This is a genomic window from Spirillospora sp. NPDC029432 (assembly GCF_040703975.1).
In the GTDB taxonomy this organism is placed as follows: Bacteria; Actinomycetota; Actinomycetes; order Streptosporangiales; family Streptosporangiaceae; genus Spirillospora.
The window spans coordinates 1-18,717 of sequence record NZ_JBEZWH010000103.1; the positions used below are offsets into that span (position 1 = coordinate 1).

General features: G+C 75.6%; 19 protein-coding genes. 3 read left to right on the plus strand and 16 right to left on the minus strand.

Annotated features, from left to right (window positions below):
- From AB0881_RS39415 to AB0881_RS39480, 14 genes are all read right to left on the minus strand, one after another.
- On the minus strand, nucleotides 1-976 hold a 976-nt coding region (locus tag AB0881_RS39415; protein WP_366625701.1), incomplete at its 3' end, for a DUF6297 family protein.
- A complete protein-coding gene (locus AB0881_RS39420) occupies nucleotides 973-1,593 on the minus strand; it encodes an ABC transporter ATP-binding protein (RefSeq protein ID WP_366625703.1) in 621 nt (206 codons plus the stop codon). The genes AB0881_RS39415 and AB0881_RS39420, both read right to left, overlap by 4 nt.
- 71 nt (nucleotides 1,594-1,664) lie before the next feature.
- Complete coding sequence (locus AB0881_RS39425) at nucleotides 1,665-2,366, minus strand: TetR/AcrR family transcriptional regulator (RefSeq protein WP_366625705.1); 702 nt, start codon at nucleotides 2,364-2,366, stop codon at nucleotides 1,665-1,667.
- A gap of 42 nt (nucleotides 2,367-2,408) precedes the next feature.
- Nucleotides 2,409-3,710 (minus strand): MmgE/PrpD family protein, encoded by a 1,302-nt coding sequence (locus AB0881_RS39430; protein WP_366625707.1) that lies wholly within the window; start codon nucleotides 3,708-3,710, stop codon nucleotides 2,409-2,411.
- A complete protein-coding gene (locus AB0881_RS39435) occupies nucleotides 3,707-4,735 on the minus strand; it encodes an LLM class flavin-dependent oxidoreductase (RefSeq protein ID WP_366625709.1) in 1,029 nt (342 codons plus the stop codon). Before AB0881_RS39435 ends, AB0881_RS39430 begins: the two co-directional genes overlap by 4 nt.
- Entirely contained in the window at nucleotides 4,732-5,586 is an 855-nt protein-coding gene (locus tag AB0881_RS39440) for an alpha/beta fold hydrolase (RefSeq protein ID WP_366625711.1), read from the minus strand. The genes AB0881_RS39435 and AB0881_RS39440 overlap by 4 nt, the downstream gene beginning before the upstream one ends.
- Nucleotides 5,583-6,551 (minus strand): hypothetical protein, encoded by a 969-nt coding sequence (locus tag AB0881_RS39445; RefSeq protein ID WP_366625712.1) that lies wholly within the window; start codon nucleotides 6,549-6,551, stop codon nucleotides 5,583-5,585. Before AB0881_RS39445 ends, AB0881_RS39440 begins: the two co-directional genes overlap by 4 nt.
- Nucleotides 6,548-7,870, minus strand: a complete 1,323-nt coding sequence (locus tag AB0881_RS39450; RefSeq protein WP_366625714.1) for a peptidase dimerization domain-containing protein — start codon at nucleotides 7,868-7,870, stop codon at nucleotides 6,548-6,550. The genes AB0881_RS39445 and AB0881_RS39450 overlap by 4 nt, the downstream gene beginning before the upstream one ends.
- A gap of 1 nt (nucleotide 7,871) precedes the next feature.
- Complete coding sequence (locus AB0881_RS39455; RefSeq protein WP_366625716.1) at nucleotides 7,872-8,048, minus strand: hypothetical protein; 177 nt, start codon at nucleotides 8,046-8,048, stop codon at nucleotides 7,872-7,874.
- A gap of 26 nt (nucleotides 8,049-8,074) precedes the next feature.
- Nucleotides 8,075-8,923, minus strand: coding sequence for an alpha/beta hydrolase (locus AB0881_RS39460; RefSeq protein WP_366625718.1), 849 nt, complete (start codon nucleotides 8,921-8,923; stop codon nucleotides 8,075-8,077).
- Entirely contained in the window at nucleotides 8,913-10,142 is a 1,230-nt protein-coding gene (locus tag AB0881_RS39465; RefSeq protein ID WP_366625720.1) for a Rieske 2Fe-2S domain-containing protein, read from the minus strand. Before AB0881_RS39465 ends, AB0881_RS39460 begins: the two co-directional genes overlap by 11 nt.
- A 66-nt stretch (nucleotides 10,143-10,208) precedes the next feature.
- The gene (locus AB0881_RS39470) at nucleotides 10,209-11,180 is read right to left on the minus strand and encodes a PDR/VanB family oxidoreductase (protein WP_366625722.1); all 972 of its coding nucleotides are present in this window, start codon (nucleotides 11,178-11,180) and stop codon (nucleotides 10,209-10,211) included.
- Between the two features lie 102 nt (nucleotides 11,181-11,282).
- On the minus strand, nucleotides 11,283-12,290 hold the full coding sequence (locus AB0881_RS39475) for an asparaginase (protein WP_366625724.1): 1,008 nt from the start codon (nucleotides 12,288-12,290) through the stop codon (nucleotides 11,283-11,285).
- Entirely contained in the window at nucleotides 12,290-13,099 is an 810-nt protein-coding gene (locus AB0881_RS39480) for an alpha/beta hydrolase (protein ID WP_366625726.1), read from the minus strand. The genes AB0881_RS39475 and AB0881_RS39480 overlap by 1 nt, the downstream gene beginning before the upstream one ends.
- Before the next feature lie 319 nt (nucleotides 13,100-13,418).
- On the opposite strand from AB0881_RS39480, the gene AB0881_RS39485 reads away from it, so the two are divergent.
- Nucleotides 13,419-14,738 (plus strand): MFS transporter, encoded by a 1,320-nt coding sequence (locus AB0881_RS39485; RefSeq protein ID WP_366625728.1) that lies wholly within the window; start codon nucleotides 13,419-13,421, stop codon nucleotides 14,736-14,738.
- A gap of 98 nt (nucleotides 14,739-14,836) precedes the next feature.
- Here the strand turns inward: AB0881_RS39485 and AB0881_RS39490 are convergent, their stop codons facing one another.
- Nucleotides 14,837-15,589: an SDR family oxidoreductase gene (locus AB0881_RS39490; protein WP_366625730.1), complete on the minus strand. Its 753-nt coding sequence runs from the start codon at nucleotides 15,587-15,589 to the stop codon at nucleotides 14,837-14,839.
- A gap of 175 nt (nucleotides 15,590-15,764) precedes the next feature.
- On the opposite strand from AB0881_RS39490, the gene AB0881_RS39495 reads away from it, so the two are divergent.
- Nucleotides 15,765-16,964: a low temperature requirement protein A gene (locus AB0881_RS39495; RefSeq protein WP_366625731.1), complete on the plus strand. Its 1,200-nt coding sequence runs from the start codon at nucleotides 15,765-15,767 to the stop codon at nucleotides 16,962-16,964.
- 14 nt (nucleotides 16,965-16,978) lie between these two features.
- Complete coding sequence (locus tag AB0881_RS39500) at nucleotides 16,979-17,449, plus strand: hypothetical protein (protein ID WP_366625733.1); 471 nt, start codon at nucleotides 16,979-16,981, stop codon at nucleotides 17,447-17,449.
- A 7-nt stretch (nucleotides 17,450-17,456) separates the two neighbouring features.
- Here AB0881_RS39500 and AB0881_RS39505 read toward each other — a convergent pair.
- The coding region (locus AB0881_RS39505) for a hypothetical protein (RefSeq protein WP_366625735.1) at nucleotides 17,457-18,717 on the minus strand (1,261 nt) is incomplete at its 5' end.

Below are 18,717 nucleotides of genomic sequence, written 5' to 3' on the forward strand. Positions count from 1 at the left end.
CGAGCCCGGCCTGGGCGGCCAGGGCGGGCAGCGCGGCGAGGCCGAGCAGGATGATCACCCGGCCGGGGCGGCGCGCCAGCCTCCGCCAGTCCAGCCAGGCGATGGCCGCCGCACCGCTCCCCGTGCGGCCCAGTGCCACGGGCCACGGGCGGGAGCGTACGGTCCGGCCCCGCCAGTGGGAGTCCTCGGCGATCCAGGTCAGGGCGCCGGGCTCCAGGACGACCGACGCGGCGACGACGTGGCCGGTACGGGTGGAGGCGTCCAGGAGGGCGCGGGCGGGGACGCGGTCGAGCGCTCCCCACGCGAGCCGCAGCAGCAGCGCCGCGACGGCCGCGCACGCCGCGGCCAGAGCCGCGCCCAGGGCCACCGGCGCGTCCGCGGCGGAGGCGAGCAGGGAACGGCCGGGGCCGTTGCCGAGCACGACCGCGAGCACGGCCACGGACACCGCCCCGGCGATCGCGGCCTGCGCCCACGCGTCCCACGCCGGGGACGCCTGGGCCAGCACGGCCGCCGCCATCCCGCCGGCCGTCGCGGCGGCGCCCAGCGCCACCGCGACGATCAGGCGCGCGGTGGTGTGGTCCGGCGCGCCGAAGGCGGCCAGCAGGGCGATGCCGAGGGCGACACCGCCGGCCAGCGCGAGCGCGAGCAGGATCGCCGCGGTGCGGGCGAGCACGCCGCGGCGCGGAAGGGGCGAGAGCACCAGCCAGGCCGCGTCGGCGGCGGGGAGCGCCACGGGCCCGAACGCGCGGGCGAGGGCGAGGAACCCCGCGTACGCCAGCGCCACCAGGGCGAGCCCCGCGCAGGCCCGCGACGGTTCCGCCTCGCGCGCGATCGACGCGAGGATGCCGCCGGCGAGCGGCCCGAGCAGCAGCACCAGGATCGCCGCGCCGGCGAGCAGGGCGTACCGGTCCGTCCAGCTCGCGGGCCTCCGGCCGCGGGCCCGGATGTACGCGCGGACCTCTGGGACGCCGGTCACGCGGCGGCTCCCAGCGTCACCCGGCGGGCACCGGCGGCCAGGTCGAGGTCGTGCGTCGCCATCACCACGGTGCCGCCCGCCGCCGCGTACCCGGCGAGGATCTCCGCCAGCCGGCCGCGGAACGCCGGGTCGAGGCCGCGCTCCGGCTCGTCCAGCAGCAGCACCCGGCTCGGCCGGACCAGGCCCATCGCCAGCGACAGCCGCTGCCGCTGCCCGGTGGACATCGACAGCGGCGTCATGTCGCCGCATCCCGCCAGGTCGAACAGCTCCAGGATCTCGCCGGTCCCCATGCGGGACGAGCGGTGCACGGCCCGCATCAGCTCCAGGTGCTCGCGCACCGACAGCCCCGGGTACCAGGCCGGCTCGTCCGCGATGAGGACGACGTCGCGCCAGAACGCGGGCCCGTCCGCCGGGGGCGCGCCGAGGACGTCCAGCTCCCCCGCCGCCGGCCGCTGCAGGCCCGCCAGGCAGCGCAGCAGGGTCGACTTCCCGGCGCCGTTCACGCCGGTGACGGCGATGACGTCGCCGGGGGCCGCCGCGAGCTCGACGCCGCCCAGCACCCGGACGCCGCCCAGCTCCACCCCCAACCCCCGGACCGCGATGATCGTTTCGCTCACGCGCCGACCCTACGCAAGGGGGACGTCCCCCACGAATCCGCGGCCGCCCGGGCAGGACGGTTCAGGACGGTTCAGGACGCGCGGTCCCCGCCGGCGAGGACGGAGGCGATGAAGCACTCGACGCCGAAGTCGAACTGGGCGTCCGCGGGCAGGTCGACCAGGTGGTCGGCGATGGCGATCACGCTCGGGAACTTCTCGGCCGGCAGGGAGGCGTAGAAGTGCTTGCGTTGCCGGCGCAGTTCCACGCTCTCGGGGCGGTCGGTGTGGCCCCAGGGGCGCGGGTGCTGGTAGCCGGCGAAGCCCAGGGCGTAGGTGATGAGGAACGAGTAGCAGCGGACGGCCGTCTCCGGGGACAGGCCGGCCTCCAGGAAGCGGGAGAGGACGCCCTCCAGGCCGCCCTCCATCGAGTGCATGCTCATGGTGACCCGGCTGGTCATGAGCTGCACCATGCTGGGGTGCTCCCGCATCATGGCGAGGAAGCCGCTCGCGGCCGCGCGCAGGACGGCGGCGGGGTCGGCCGGGTCCGCCTCGGGGATCCGGATGCCGCCGAGGACGTGGTCGGCCATCGCGTCGAGGATCTCCTCCTTGCTGCGCACGTACCCGTAGAGGGTCATGGCGCCCACGCCCAGCTCGGAGGCGATGCGGCGGATGGTGAGGTCGTCGAGCCCCTCACTGTCGGCGATCTTGAGGGATGCCTGGACGATGGCTTCGAGGCTGACCGTGCGCCCGCCGCGCTGTGAACCCGTACGGCCCATGCCCGCCGGCTCCTTCATGTCTCGGTTACGTACGTCCGGTACACAATACGGTACTCAGTATCAGCACTCGGTATCGCCGGACGGACGGCCGAAGAGGTCGCGCCGCAGGCCCCGCGCCCGGGGCTCCTCGTCCAGCGCCAGGCAGCGGGAGATCCGGTCCTCCGCGCCGCCGGCCTGCCGCCGGAACTTGGCGACCACCGCCTCCTCGCCTGCCGGGCGCGCCTCCTCGCATACTTCCTCATGGGCCGGGCCGCCGTCCGCCGGACGGACGGTGACGCGGGCGCCCCAGCGGCCGGGCAGGTTACGGTCCAGGCCAGGGTCGGGCAGTAGCACGACCTCCGGGACGCCGGGCGGCAGCGCGCCGCGGTAGAAGGACGCGTCGCCCGCCGCGTCCGAGAGCAGCGCGCCCACCGCGAACGCCGCGCTCGCGGCGGCCTCCGCCGGGCCCGGCGGGTTCCGGTCCGCGGTGACGAACCGGAGCAGCGGCCCGGGCAGGCCGATCTCGATCCGCCGCGCCGCCGCCACCGGGACGCCCCGCCGCACGAGCGCGGTGAGGGCGTCGAGCGCGGCGTGCAGGGGGCGGGCGCAGGGATAGGCCTTGAACGAGCAGCCGCGCAGGTGGCCGCCGGCCGTGGCGGGGCCCGGCGCCGCGCCGAGGGCCGCCGCGGCCGGCCCGTCGAGCAGGGTGCGGCTCGCGTCCGCTCCCCCGCGCGCCAGGTAGGCGGCCTCCACGCCGTCCGCGGCGGCGCGGCCGGCCAGCAGGTAGTGGCCGGTGCCGAGGGCGTCCGCGCTCAGCAGGCCGCCGAGCCCGGCCGCCGCGATGCCGAGCGCGGCGGCGGTCCGGTCCTCGTCCAGCGCCAGCAGCGACGCGGTGGCCGCCGCGGCGCCGAGCGCCCCGAACAGCGCGGTCGGCCACCAGGACCGCTCGTAGAGGCGCGGGCCGCCGAAGCGGATCCCGGCCTCGGCGGCCGCCTCGTACCCGGCGATCACCGCGTCCGCCACGGCCCGGCCGGAGAGGTCCTCGCGGTCGGCCACCGCCAGCGCGGCGGGGACGGTCACCGCGGCCGGCACCACCGCGGCCGCCGGATGCAGCGCGTCGTACTCGTCCACGTGCGCCAGGGCCGACTCCACCAGGACGGCGGTGCGGAGCGGGTGGCCGCCGGGGAGCCCGATCACCGCCAGGGCGCCGGACCCTCCGGTCGCGGCGAGCGCGGGCAGCGCGGCCGCCAGCGGATGCGACGAGCCCGCGATCACGCAGCCGGCGGTGTCCAGGACGTGCAGGGCCGCCAGCGCGCGGGTGCCGGCGCCGGCCTCCAGCGGCGCGCGCGCCGAACGGGCGGCCAGCTCCTCCAGGACGGTCACGCCCCCTCCCGCAGGAGGGGCAGCACGCTCCCGCCGACCGCCTCGATCAGGTCGTCCGGCAGGTCGTACGAGCCGACGTGCTGGAGGTAGACGCCGGCGACCCCGGCCCGGCCGAGTCCGCGGAGCCGCGCGGCGATCTCCTCGGCCGTCCCGAAGAGGCAGAACGCGCGGGCGAACGCGGCGGCGGCCTCGTCGCTGACCCACCGGGAGCAGATCTCGACGGCCGCGTCCCAGTCCTCGGCGTGGACGAGGTCGGGGTACGGGCCCTCGACGCGGTCCGGGACGTCCAGGTGGATCCCCGACAGGGCGAGGGCCTTGGCGCCGCCGGTCTGCGCGATGCCGGCGCAGATGGGCTTGAGCCGCCGGGCCGCGCGCTCCACGTCGCCGGTCACCGCGCAGAACGCCGACGCGACCAGCGGCACCTCCGCGCGTCCCGCCGCCCGGGCGCCCTCCCGCACCCGCGCGGACGCGTCGGCGAGCGTCTCCGCCGAGACGCCGCTGAGCAGGACGGCCCCGTCCGCGATCTCCCCGGCCAGCCGCAGGTTGCGCGGCCCGCTGGCGGCCATGTACAGCGGTACCCGGGCGGGGTCGCGGAGCCGGGAGCGCGCGCCGCCGCCGAAGTCCCATTCGGCGCCGTCCAGCAGGGACCGCAGCATCGCGAAGCCGTCCCGCATCTCCGTCCCGGTGGAGGGGCGCATCCCGACCGGCCCGACCGAGCTGTTGCCGACGCCCAGGCCGAGGGTGAACCGTCCCGGGGCCAGCTCGGCGACGCTGCGCGCGGCGGACGCGACCACGGCCGGGTGCCGGGTGGCGAGGTTGGTGACGGCGGTGCCCAGCCCGATCCGCTCCGTGCCGAGGGCGGCGGCGGTCAGGGTGGTGAAGACGTCTCGCCAGAGCAGCTGGGAGTCGGGGAACCACGCCTGGTCGAACCCCAGCTCCTCGGCCCGCCGCACGGCCCCGACCACCCGGTCGGCGCGGTCGCAGGGCGGGACGCGGACGCCGATCAGCGGGACGGGGGACGTCATGCGCGGCCCTCCGCCAGGAACGCCAGGTTCAGGGCGTTGAACCGGTCCGCGTGCTCGTGCTGCGGCCAGTGGCCGCACTCCGCGAAGATCTCCAGGCGGGAGCCGGGGATGGACGCGTTCATGCGGTGCGCCTCGGGGACGTCGCCGAACGGGTTCTGCGCGCCCCACACGATCAGGGTCGGGGCGGTGATGCGGCCCATCTGCTCGGGGGTGAGCAGATCCTCCCGCCGGTTCTCCATTTCCTGGAGGCAGAGCAGGTTGTCGATGGCCTCGACGAACTCGGGCCGGTGGTAGATCGCGTGCCGGACCTCCACCAGCTCCTCGGAGACGTTCGCGGCCGGGTCGTGCATGAGCAGGTGCAGCCGCTTCCGGGTGAGGCCGATGTCGTCGGTCGTCACGGCGGCCCGGGTGCTGGTCTTGATCCGTTCCATCACGGCCGGGTTGGCGACGGTGCCGCCGGGCGCGACGAGGGTGAGCCGCCCGACGCGCCCGGGATGGTCGGCGGCCAGCCGCGCGGCGACCCAGCCGCCGAGCGACTCGCCGACGAAGTGGGCCCGCTCGATGCCGCAGGCGTCCAGGTAGCCGAGGACGTGCTCGACGTAGCGGGGGATCCGGTACGGCTCGGCGGGCCCGTCCGTGTAGCCATGGCCGATCATGTCGATGGCGTGGCAGGCGTACTCGACGGCGTGCGCCGGGAAGTTGCGGACGAACGCCTCCAGGTGGCCGCTGGTGCCGTGCAGGAAGATCAGCGGCTCGCCGCTGCCGGCCTGGAGGGAGCGGGTGCGCAGGCCGCCCGCGTCGACGTGGCGTACGGCGAAGTCGATGCCGGTCAGGTCGGTCCAGATGGTCATGGTCGGTCCTCCTTGGGGGTGGCGGGCTCGGCGGGCTCGGGGTGCAGGGCGGCGACGCCCATGCCGGTGAGCCAGGCGTCGATCGGGGCGTAGGCGAGGGTGCGGCCCGCGGCGGGGCCGACGGCGGCGGCCATCGCGAGCCAGGACCGGATCTCCTGGGCGCCGTTGCCGGCGGCGGCGGCCAGCTCGTCGCTGGTCATGCCGAGCAGGGAGTCGAGGCCGCCGCGTTCGAGCAGGTCCAGGAAGCGCTCGTCGAAGCCGGGGTTGATGTCGGGTTCGGCGGCCCGGATGATCTGGCGGCGGCGGACCTCGTACTCGCTCCACGAGTCGCGGCCGTTCAGCCAGGCCTGGACGAGGAAGCGGTCGTCCTCGCTGAGCGCGTCGTACCACTTGGGCCATGGCAGCCGGTGCGAGAGCCCGCCGGAGGCGATCACCACGACGCGCTTGCCCGCGCCGTCGGAGCGGACGGCGGCGCCGATCGCCGTGCCGAGGTCGTGGCAGCGGCGCAGCGAGGGCAGCGGCGGCGCGAACATGTTGACGACGACCGGCACCACCGGGACGTCCAGCTCGGGCACGAGGTACTGGAGGCCGTGGGTGATGCCGTGGTCGACGGTCAGCCGCAGCGAGAACGCGGGGTCGAAGCCGGCGCCGACCAGCGAGTCCACCAGGTGCCGGGCGAGGCCGGTGTCGACCGGGAGCGGGCCGCCGGGGGTGCCGGCCTCGCCCGCGCCGTTCACCTCGCCGACGCCGACGGTGAACGCCGGCATCATGTCGAGGAAGAAGCCGCGGAAGTGGTTGGACCCGATGACGACGACGGCGTCCGGGCGGGCCTCCTCCACGAGCCGGCGGGCCTCGGCCAGGCCGTCCCGGAAGCGGTGCGCGCCGGGGAGGTGGTCGACCTCGTCCCAGTGCGTGTTCATCAGGGTGCTGTGCGAGGCGCCGACCCCGAGGACGATCGAGCTCACGCGGTCTCCTCCCGGGTGCGGGTGCAGGTGTCGACGATGGTGTGGACGAGGGCGCGGACGAGCTTGCGGGCCTCCCGGACGTCCACGACGTTCATCCCGGCCGGGAAGTCCAGTTCCATCGGCGCGCCGGGGCCGATGCGGTCCATGCCGGTCCGGGCGGTGGGGATGCCGCGGTTGCGGAGGATGTTGGCGTCGGTGGCGCCGCTGTTGTTCAGGATCGGCTCGTGCGGCCGTCCCTCCAGTTCCTCCCATGCGGCCTTGGTGGCGGCGACGATCCAGTCGGACTCGGGGGTCGCGGTGCCGGGGATGGCGAGGGTCATCTCCCAGTCCAGGTCGATCTCCGGGTGCCTGGCGCGGATCCGCTCGATGGCCTCGGCGAACTCGCGCTTGGCCTCCATCGGCGTCGTCCGCGGGCTGATGCGCAGGTCGACGTGGAAGCGGCAGGTCGCCGGGGACAGCGACGCGGTACGGCGCCAGCCGCCCTCGATGCCGCCGATGTTGGCCTGCGGGGCGACCAGGCCGCCGGTGTGCCGGGCGCTGTACTCGGGGAACCACTCCTCCAGGCCCGCGATGACCGTGCCGGCGTCCACGATCGGGTTGCGGTAGGCCATCCGGTGGCGGCTGCCGACGTAGCTGTACGTCCCGCGCACCCGGACCTCGAACCAGCAGAGGCCGACCTCCTCCCACGCCGCCGTCCAGCCCGGCTTGGCGATGACGGCGTGATCCGCCCAGAGGCCCTGTTCGAGCATGAACGAGCAGCCGCTGCCCTGCCCGGCGTTGTACCGGCGAATCTCCGGCACGTCCCGCTTGTTGGTCGGCATGCCGCCGGCGCCGAGTCCGACCAGCAGGTCGCCGCGCAGCGGGACGCCCGCCGCCGCGACCGCCTCGGCGGCGGCGATCAGCGCGGCGCCGTGCCCCTTGGGGTTGCTGGCGCCCAGGCCGATGACGAAGTCGCCGTCCACCACCGCGGCGGGCCGCATGTCTGGCCGCAGCTCCTCGCCGACCTGCGGGACGTCCTCGTCCTCGGTGCCGGTGGTGAGGGTGTCGATCGGCGCGTACAGGAGCAGGTCGGGGCCGGTGCCGTCGCCGCGCAGCCGGCCGACCGCGTTGCCCTGGTCGTCGTCGATCGGCTGGTAGCGGCCCTCCAGCCCGGCCTCGCCGAGCCGGCCGGCGAGCCAGCGCGCCAGCGGGCCCTCGCCGCCGGTCGGGCTGGGGATGTCCACCATCCCGGCGATCAGGGCGGTGAGCCGCCGGTCGTCGATCCGGGCCCAGGCCGCCTCGGCCCAGGCGCGCCGCTGCGGATCAAGCCGTGCGGGCATCTCAGCGCCCTTCCGCGGCCGGCTCCGCGGCCTGGCGCGCGGCGGGCCGCTCGTCGCGGACGACGGTGCCGGTGGCGTACAGGAACGCCTGGCTCGCGCCCCGGCGCAGCGGCCTGGCGGCGAGCAGGCCGATCCCGGCGGCGGCGGTGGCGAGGAGCAGGGTCTTCTTGCTTGGCATGGATGAACCTCCGGTGGATCGGGTGGTCACGGCAGGTGCCCGTCCAGGTGGGCGGCGGCCAGCGCGGCGTACGCGGCGGGCCGCTCCTCGGCGGGATGGTGGGCGGTGCGGCCCAGGACGGCGACGTCCGCGCGGGGGATCCTGGCGGCCAGCGAATGCGCGTAGGCGGGCCCGGCGAACGGGTCGTGCTCGCCCCACAGCAGCAGCACCGGGGAGCGCACGGCGGGCAGGTCCCCGGTGAGGTCCTCCGGGACGCCGCGCCGGCCGGGGCAGGCGGCGAGTTCGAGGGCCGCCGGGGTCACGCTGGCCTCGTACCGCAGCCGGACGGTCTCCTCCGGCAGGCCGGCCGGGTCGTGCCATTCCAGCTCCGCGATGAGGGCCCGCATCTTCTCCGGGGTGGGGCCCTCGCCCCCGTAGTACGCGGCGCGGGCGCGGGCGCCGACCGCGGTGTCGGAGCGCACGCCGCAGGGCGCGGGGACGGGCTGGGCGCCGGTCACCACCAGCCGCCCGGCCCGTTCCGGATGCCGGGCGGCCAGCGCGAGCGCGACCGCGCCGCCGAGCGACTGGCACACGAAGTCCGCCCGCTCGACGCCGAGCGCGTCCAGCAGGCCGAGCACGCGGGCGGCGTGGAACGAGGCGGCCGGTCCGGCGATCTCCGGGGCCTCGGACGCGCCGTACTGGGGCAGGTCGACGAGGATCAGCCGCCGGCCCGCGGCGAGCCGGGCGGCCACCGGGGCGAAGTCGGTCCAGGCCGTGCAGCCGGGCCCGCCGCCGTGCAGCAGGACGGCGGGCCGGCCGGAACCGAGCCCGGCGACGCGCAGCCGCGTTCCGGCGGCGTCGACGTCCCGGCCGGCCGGCGGGCGCTCAGCGCTCAAGGGGGCCCCTGCCGCGCTGCACCTTGAGCTTCTTCGCCTCGATGTGCCGCCGCCAGGCGGTGAGGGAGAGGTCGGGCCGGTAGAGCTTCTCCGGCGGGGCGTCCATGACGTCGACCATCCAGGCGTCCTGGCCGGTGAACTGGCCGTGGAAGAGCCAGCGGATCCAGGAGACGTACTTGGCCTTGAAGAGCGCCGCCTTCGGCCCGTCCTCGAACCGCACCATGATCTGCACGTAGCGGACGTGGTCGGCGTCCACCGGCACGTACCACTCGTAGTGGATGAAGTGCGGGTAGGCGACGCGCAGCAGCCCGGGCAGCCGGATCGACACGAAGCCGGGGATGTCCATCTTCTTGATGACCGGGTTGATGTCGGCGGACTTGCCGGGGTGGTCGGGCAGCGGCATCCGCTTCCACCACCGCTTGTTGGTCCAGGTGCCGAGGCCGGGGAAGTCGGCCTCCCAGTGGATCTCGTCCTGGACGCGGATGAGCCAGCCGCCGGAATCGGACTCCACGATGCGGGTCTTGTTCCAGGCGGGCATCACCTTGAACAGCCGCCACAGCGCCGTGTTGTGCAGGTACTTGGCGTGGCCCTCGTCGAAGCCGTTCTCCGCGGCGAACCGCCAGTTGCCCTTGCGGACGTCGGTGCGGCCGCCCATCACGAACGCGTTCTCGGTGAGCTCGGCGGGGATGTCGCGCTCCACCGGGGGCGGGTCGCCGTCGCCGACGTAGACCCAGACCAGCCCGAGGCGCTCCTCGACGGGGTAGGTGCGCACCGACAGCTTCCCGCAGATCGGCGACTCGGGCCCGTCGGTGAGGACCGCGCAGAGCTTGCCGTCCTCAAGGTCGAACGTCCACCCGTGGTACGGGCAGCTGATCGTCCCGTCGAACTCGCGGCGGCCCAGCGACAGCGGGACGCCCCGGTGCGGGCAGCGGTCGTGCAGGGCGCGGACCCGGTCGCCGTCCCGGACCAGGACGATCTTCTCGCCGAGCAGGGTGATCGGCATCGGCTTGGAGCCGATCCGGCGCGCCCACTGCACCGGGTACCAGAAGTCGCGGAAGCCGAGGGTGGCGTCGTTGTAGGTGGGCCAGGCGGACCAGTCCTGCCCCGCCGGGGACGGGGCCTTCGCGCCGGGCGCGGACGCGGGTGCCTGCGCGGCGGTGCGGCGCGGGCGGCGGCGGGCGGCGGGGGCGCCGGCGGGAGCGGTCTCGGACTCAGCCACGGCTGACCTCCAGGATCGTGTGAGTGGGAACGGGGACGGGGACGGCGGCGGGGAAGCCCGGGGCGTTCACAGGTCGAGCACCAGCCGGTCCGTGCGGGACCGGGAGACGCAGACCATGAGGGTCTGGCCCGCCTCCTGCTCGGCCTTGGACAGCAGCGAGTCGCGGTGCTCGGCGGTGCCGTCGAGGATCTTGACCTCGCAGCTGCCGCAGATGCCCTCGCGGCAGGCGGTCGGCACCGGGATCCCGGCGTCGTCCAGGCAGTCGGCGATGGGCCGGTCGGCGGGCACCCGGACGGTGGTCTCCGAGCGGGCGCAGACCACCTCGAAGGCCCGCTCCGCCGCCGGGTCGATGTCGAACGTCTTGGCCTGGAAGCGCTCCAGGTGCAGGGCGCCCTCGGGCCAGCCGGCGGCGCAGCGCTCCTCGACGGCGTCCAGCAGGCCGCCCGGCCCGCAGCAGTAGACGGCGGTGCCGTCCTGCGGGTCGCCGAGCAGGGCGGCGAGGTCGAGCGGGCCGCTCTCGGCCTCGACGGTGATCTCGGCCCTGCCGCCGTACGGGGCGAGCTCGTCCAGGAACGCCATCGTCTCCCGGCGCCGGCCGCCGTAGGCGAGCCGCCAGTCGGCCCCGGCCGCCTCGACCGCGCGGATCATCGGCAGGATCGGGGTGATGCCGATGCCGCCCGCGATGAACAGGTAGCGCTCGGCGGGGACCAGGGCGAAGTGGTTGCGAGGGCCGCCCACCTCCACCAGGTCGCCGGGCCGCAGCTCGTCGTGGACGTACGCGGAGCCGCCGGCGGAGGCGTCCTCCCGCAGGACGGCGACCGTGTAGGTGAACCGGTCGGCGGGGTCGCCGCACAGCGAGTACTGGCGGACCAGGCCCGGGAGCTCCAGGTCGATGTGCGCGCCGGGCGCCCATTCGGGGAGCAGCCCGCCCTCGGGGTCGCGCAGCGTCACCGACAGCACGCCGCCGGCCTCCCTGCGCAGCTGCTCGACCCGCAGTTCGAGCACCCCCTCGTCGGGGCCGTCCAGCGGTGCGTTCACGTTGACCTCCGTCGATCGGCGGGCGGAAAGGTTGTTCGTACTATGTACGGTTTAAAGTACGGAGTCAAGCGCACCCCCTCCGGCCTGCGAGGACATGCTCGATCAGGCTTCGTCGAAGAGCGCCTGCACGGCCCCGGGACCGTCCCCCCGGGCGAGGGCGAGGGCGAGCAGGACGCGCGCCTTCCACGGGCTCAGATCGCCGCACGCGACGAACCCGCCGGTGCGGATCGGCCCGTGCGGCACCACGCGGCCCGAGCCCGTCCGCGACGCCTGGCACACCAGGACCCCGGCGTCCGCGGCGCGCTTCAGCGCGGCCCACTCGGCCGGCGTGGGATGGCCCGCGCCCAGCCCCGCGTGGACGATCCCGCGCGCGCCGGCGGCCACCGCGGCGTCCACCAGCGTCCCGTCCGCGCCCAGGTAGGACGCGACCACGTCGACGCGCGGGAACGCGGCGGGCAGCGCGTCCGGATCGAACCGCGCGCCGGGCGGGGCGGGCACCGGGCGGCGGCGGAGGACCACGGCGCCGTCCGCGTCGGTGCGGCCCAGCGGGCCGAACTCCGGCGACCGGAACGCGCCACGGTGGTAGGTCGCCGCCTTGGTCGCGTCCCGGGCCGGGAGGATCGCGTCGTCGAGCACCACCAGCACGCCGCAGCCGCGCGCGTCCGGGTGCGCCGCCACGCGGACCGCGGCGAGCAGGTTCGCCGGCCCGTCGGGGCCGAGCGCGGACGCGGGCCGCATCGCCCCCGTGACGACCACCGGGACGGCGCCGTCCAGGACGCGGTCGAGGAAGTACGCGGTCTCCTCCAGGCCGTTGGTGCCGCAGGTGACCACCACGCCGGCGGAGTCCGCCGCGGCCTCCCGGACCAGCCGCGCCAGCGCCGCCAGGTCGGCGAGCGTCCAGGCGTGGCTCGGCGGGAGCTGCGCGCGGCCGGGATCGGCCCAGGGCAGCGTCCGGACCTCGGCGATCCCGGCCAGCTCGGGCAGCTCCGCCAGGATCTCGGCCGGGGTGACCCGGCGGCCGCTCTCGCCGTACGAGACCAGGTCGAGCCGGTCCCGGCCGGCGGCCTCGATGGTGCCGCCGGCCGGGATCCAGGTGACGACACTGCCCATCACGCCACCTCGTCCAGGAAGCGCAGCACGGCCGCGGCGAACAGGTCGGGACGGTGGTCGGCGGCGGGGACGCCGGTGCCCGGCAGCAGCTCGGTGCGCGCGTCCGCCAGGCGTCCGGCCAGGGCCGCCATGTCGGGGCGGGAGAACCCGTCCAGTTCCCCGCACAGGACGAGCGCGGGCGCGCGCACCAGGCCGATGCGCCGCTCCATCTCGTAGGCGTTGACCGCCCGGTGCCCCTCCTCGACCCGGTCCAGGACGTTCAGCGCGTCGCGGACCAGGCGGTCGAGGAGGTCGGGCCGGTCGTCCGGGTAGTAGGGCCGGCGGTTGTTCCACAGGCCCGCCAGGTGCGAGCCGTCCGGCCGCGGGGTCACCTCGTCGATGGGCGGCCGGGCCGCCACCTCCGCCCGCCGCGCGGCGTCCACGTACGGGACGCCGGACAGCACCAGGGCGCTCACCCGCTCGGGCGCGCGGGCGGCCACCTCGACGGCGACCACCCCGCCGGTGTGGTGCCCGGCGAGCGCCACCCGGTCCAGCTCCAGCGCGTCGCAGAGCGCGAGGACCCCGGCCGCGAACGCCTCGACGCTCCACGGCCCGGCCGGCGGGTCGGACGCGCCGAATCCGGGCGTGTCCATCGCGATCGCCCGGTACCGGGCTCCGATCAGCGGGAGCACGTCGCGGTACTCGTCCCACGAGCGCGGCGTCTGGTGCAGAAGGAGCACCGGGGCGCCCTCCCCCCGCTCGGCGTAGTGGATCAGCCCGTGCGGGGCCGCCGCGTAAGCCCGGCGGGGCGGGGCCTCAGCGCGCGGCATGCGGCGCGCTCCCGCCTTCGCGGGCGGTCCGTCGCGGTCGCGGTCGTCGTCCCATGGTCTTCGGTCCTCTCGTCCGGGCGGCCAATGTCAGTACTATGTACGGTTTGGCGTACGGATTTCAACCGGACCCCCGGCGCATACCCTTCGACTCCCGGACCTCGGCAAACGCCGGCCCGTTCCCTACCGGAGGGCGACCCTTGACAAACGTTCTTTGAACCGTACATAGTACGGCGAACTTGTGGTGAACGCCGTCACACCAGGCCGTGCCCCTGCCCGCGGCGCTGGACGCGCGTTCACATTCATCTCTCGGAGGGCGCCCATGACCGCCACCACCAGCACCGCGCGGCAACGTAGGAGAGCCACGCTCGCGAGCTGGATCGGCACCACGGTCGAGTACTACGACTACGCCTGTTACGGCCTGGCGGCGTCACTCGTCTTCGCCGACATCTTCTTCCCGGCCACCGACCCGTTCGTGGCGACACTGCTGTCCCTGGGGACCTTCGCCGCCGGATACGTCGCGCGGCCGCTCGGCGCCCTGGTGTTCGGCCACTTCGGCGACCGGGTGGGCCGCAAGACGATCCTGGTCGCGACGCTCGTCCTCATGGGCGCCGCCACGTTCACGATCGGCGTGCTGCCCGACTACGGGACGATCGGCATCGCCGCGCCGGTCCTGCTCGTGATCGCCCGCCTCCTGCAGGGCGTCTCGGCCGGCGGCGAGTACGGGGGCGCGGTGCTGATGACCACCGAGCACTCCGACCGCGGGCGGCGCGGCTTCCTCGGCTCCCTGGTCAACACCGGCACCACCGCGGGCCTCCTGCTCGCCAACCTGGCGTTCCTGCCGGTGATGGCGATGGACGAGGGCGCCATGCGGTCCTGGGGCTGGCGGATCCCGTTCCTGGTCAGCGCCGTCCTGGTGGTGATCGGGCTGCTGGTCCGGCTCGGGGTCGAGGAGAGCCCCGAGTTCGACGAGGTCAAGGAGCGCAGCGAGGTGCGCCGGCTGCCGGTCGCCGACCTGTTCCGCACCGCGTGGCGGACGGTCGCCCTCGTCGCGCTCGGCATCGTGGCCGCGGGCACCGCGTTCACCATGGCCACGGTGTACTCCCTCAGCTACGGCAAGGCCGGGCTCGGGCTCAGCGGCGACACGATGCTCTCGGTCCTCCTGCCCGCCACCGTGGTCGTGCTGGTCTGCGTGCCGCTGTTCGGCCGCCTCGGCGACCGGATCGGGGTCCGGCCCGTCTTCCTGGGCGGGGCGGCGGCCCTCGTGGTGGCGCCGTTCGCCTGGTTCGCCCTGCTGGAGACCCGGCAGTGGGGCTGGATGCTGCTCGGGTTCGCCCTCCTGCTCGTGAGCTACGCCGCCAACTACGCCGTCGTCCCGGCGTACTTCTCCGCCGTGTTCCCGTCGGAGATCCGCTTCAGCGGCATGTCCATCGCGTTCACGACCGGCCTCATCGGCAGCAACGCGATCGCGCCCGCGCTCTCCACGGCGCTGCTGGAAGGGACCGGCGGCTGGTTCGCGATCGCGGTCTACATGGCGGTCGCGGCCCTGGTGTCGCTCGTCGCCGGGCTGTTCCTGCGGATACCGGACGAGGCCCCCGCGGCACGGCCCGAACCGGCCGCCGCCAGCGCGGCGGCCCCCTGACCGTTCACGGCCGTTCACCGGGATCCTGGTGCCGGGCCCGGGCGGTGCGCGTACGCGCGACCGCCCGGGCCCGGGGCCGTTTCACCGGCGGGTGCCCCTCACTTCGCGGTCTGCGCCTTCAGCCAGTCGGCGAACCGGATCCTGCCGATGCCGGCGCCCTCGCCGGGGAGCAGCGACTTCTCCTCCAGCCGCGCGCCGAAGTAGCGCGCCTCCGGGTCGGAGACCACCTCGCGCTCGTCGGCGCGGGCCTCGAAGAACCGCTCGATCAGCTCCGCGAAGGTGAACGACTCGGGCCCGGCCACCTCGGTGACGCCCCGGGTCGGCTCGCCCAGGGCGGCCCGCGTCACCGCGTCGGCGACCTCGTCGGCCGCGATCGGCTGGATCAGCGCGTCCGGCACCCGTACCGTGCCGCCCTCGGTCGCCGAGTCCGCGATGGCGCCGGCGAACTCGAAGAACTGGGTGGCGTGCACGAGCGAGTACGGGACCGGCGAGGCCGCGATCAGCTCCTCCTGCGCGACCTTCGCCCGGAAGTAGCCGCTGTCGGGCAGCCGCGAGGTGCCCACGACCGACAGCGCGACATGGTGGCCGACGCCCGCCTCCGCCTCGGCCGCCAGCACGTTGCGGCTGGACGTGGTGAAGAACTCCATCACCGCCGCGGCCTCGAACGACGGCGAGTTCGACACGTCGACCACCACATCGGCGCCCTTCAGCACCTCCGCGAGCCCCTCCCCCGTGAGCGTGTTGACCCCGGTCTGGGGGGCGGCCACCACGGCCTCGTGCCCTTGGTCGCCGAGCCTCGCGACGACCTTGCTGCCGATGAGCCCGCTGCCGCCGATGACCACGATCTTCATTGCGCGCACCTCCGTGCTGCCTACACCGGCCCCGTCCGCGCGACGGGGCGTACAGCAGCTAGGACAAGACGGCCCCCGGGTCTGTGACAGGCCGGCCCCGGCGCGGGGGTGTCACAGATCGGGGCGCCGCTCTGTCGTCCTGGGAGGCGGAACCCACAAGGACGGGAGCGAGGCCGTGGCGGCACAGACCACCGGAAGCGGGATCCGGGCGCGGATGCGCGCGCGTCCGATCGACGAGCCGCACCGCGGCGCGAGCCCCCTGGAGCTGCTGTTCGACCTGACCTTCGTGGTCGCGGTCGCGGCCGTCACCGCCCGCTTCGCCCACGACATCGCCGGCGCCCACGCCATGGCCGGGCTGGTCGCGTTCCTCCAGGTCTTCTACGCGATCTGGTGGGCGTGGATGAACTTCACCTGGTTCGCGTCGTCGTACGACAACGACGACGTCCCCTACCGGCTGCTGACCATGGTGCAGATGGCCGGCGTCCTGGTGCTGGCCGCCGGCGTGCCCGCCGCGGCCGAGGACGGCGACTACCGCGGCGTCACGTTCGGCTACCTCCTCATGCGGGTCGGGCTGGTCTCCCAGTGGATCCGCGCCGGCGTCGAGGATCCGGCGCGCCGCCGCACCGCGTTCCGCTACGCCGCCGGCTTCACCGTCCTGCAGGCGGGCTGGCTGCTCCGGCTCCTGCTGGCCGGGACCGGCACCCTGCCCGCGGCGGCCGAGGTGCCCGTCTTCGTCCTCCTCGCCGTCCTGGAACTGGCGGTGCCGCCGTGGGCGGAGCGGACCGCGCGCACCACCTGGCACCCGCACCACATCGCCGAGCGGTACGGGCTGTTCACGATCATCCTGCTCGGCGAGAGCGTCCTCGCCGCGTCCCGTGGCGTCGCGGGCGCGCTCGAGACGGCCTCCGTCGACGGCGCGTTCGTGCTCGTCGCCGGCTCCGGCCTCGTCCTGCTGTTCGCGCTGTGGTGGCTCTATTTCCTGGCGCCGGCCGGGCAGGGCCTCAGCGACCGCCGCCACCGCTCGTACCTGTGGGGGTACGGCCACTACGGCATCTTCGCCGCCCTCGCCGCCGTCGGCGCCGGCCTGGAGGTCGCGGTCGAGCGGACCGGGCACGGCCTCGCCGCGACGCCCCTCGCGGTCTGCTACGCCGTGGCGGTCCCGGCCGCCGCGTTCCTCGTCCTGCTCTGGCTGGTGCACGCCCCCATCGCGGCGCAGCCCGCCGCGCACCCCGCCGCCGTGCCGGGCTGCGTCACCGCCGTCCTGCTGCTGCCGCTCGCGGAACCGCTGATCGGGATCGCCGGCGTGGTCGCGGCGCTCGCCGCCGTCTGCGTCCTGCTCATCACCCTCGTCATCGCCCCGGCACGGGAGGTTTAGGATCATTCCGGGGGGTGCCCGTGGAGGAGTGGGAGCTGTTCGAGCAGGTCGGCGAGGTCGTCCGGGGCTCCGCGCCGGCCGCTCTGGGGCCGCTGCACGTGCGGGTGCGGCGGAACGGGGTGAAGGCGTGGTTCGGCGATCCCGAACCGCAGCGCGAGCACTACGAGGCCCAGGTCATCGGCGCGGACATCGTCGCCGCCGCCCGCACCCGGGCGCTGGAGATCGGCTTCCACGCCGAGCACCGCGCCGAGCGCGACAACGACGCGGTGCTCGCGCGGCTGGGCGCGGCGGAGGAGAGCTGGCGCCCGCGGCTGGGCGCGGACGCGGTCGCCGGCGCGTTCATCGGGCCGGCGTCCTGGCGGCGGATCTCCGAGGTGTGGCTCGATCCCGATCTGGACGGCGGCGACGTCGCGTTCGAGATCGGCGTGCGCATGGTCGAGTACATGAGCGCCCTCGAACCGCACCGCGCGCCCGGCGGCTCCTGACGCGCCGTCAGGGCCGGTGGCCGGCGGGCTCGCGGTCCAGGTGCGCGAGCGTCCTGGCGGCGAACGTCCGGACGTAGTGGTCGGCGTCCTCCAGGGCGTTTTCGAGGCCGGGGCGGAGCGCGGCGCGCTCGTCCGGCACCGGCGCCCGCTTCTCCACCAGCAGCAGAAAGCCGAGCGCGGCGCCCTGGCGCACACGGGCGTCGGGGTCGTCCAGCAGCCGCAGCCGTCCCGCGAAGTCGATCTCCCCGAACCGTTCGGCGAGATGGAGCGCGGTGGACCGCACCCGCCCGTCGGGGCTTTCCAGCAGTTCCGGCAGCAGCGGGCGCACCTCCGGTACGTGCCACAGCGCGTCGTGGTAGGCGTCCGCGTGCTCCGGGTCGGCGGCGAGCATGCGCGTCAGGTGATCGGCGGTGCGGCGCGCCGCCTCGCGTACGCCGGGATCGTCCGAGGTCGGCGGGACCGGCAGGCCGGGGACGCGGCCGGCCCGCCACCGCTCCAGCCGCTCGATCCGGCCGCCGTCGAACCGCCGGAAGAAGGCGCCCAGCCCCGCCACCGCGCCCAGCCGTACCGGCTCGGCCGGATCGTCGAGCATCCGGAGCAGCAGATCGGCCTCCGCGAGACCGCCCGCGGCGCCCATCTCGCGGACGGCCGCGGCGCGCTCCCGGGCGTCCGCCGGCCCCGTGGCGAACCGCCGCAGCAGTTCGACGGCCTCGGGCGTGCCGGCCCCGGCCAGTGCCGCCGCCGCGGCGGGCCCGCAGCGCGAGTCGGCCAGCCAGGCGGCCGCCGGCGCCACCGCCGCGGTCGCGCGGTGCGCGGCCAGCGCGCGGAACAGGACGCTCCGCGCGTCCGGGTCGCGCTCGGCCCCGGCGGCGGCCAAAAGGGCGTCCACCACGCCCGGCGCGGGCTCCCACAGCCGGCGCCAGGCCGCCTCGTACGCTGCATCCGCGTCCGGGACGCCCATTCCCGGGACGCCGGCCTGCGGGCGGGCCAGCAGGTTCAGCGCCCGCCGCCGTACCTCTCCCCCGGCGGTGCGGACCAGGTCGGCCAGGACGGCGTCGGCATCGGGCAGCAGCCGCAGCAGGGATCCGGCCGGCGACCAGATCATCGGGTCGGGGTCGGCGAGCAGCGGCACCAGCACCCCGGCCGGGAGCGCCGCCTCCAGCCGCAGCAGCCGGCCGAGCACGGCCGGCCGGTTCCGGAGGGCGGTGTCCCCGGCCAGCCGGACGAGGCCCGCGGTCACCGCGGGCCCGGTGGCGCCGAGCCGGACC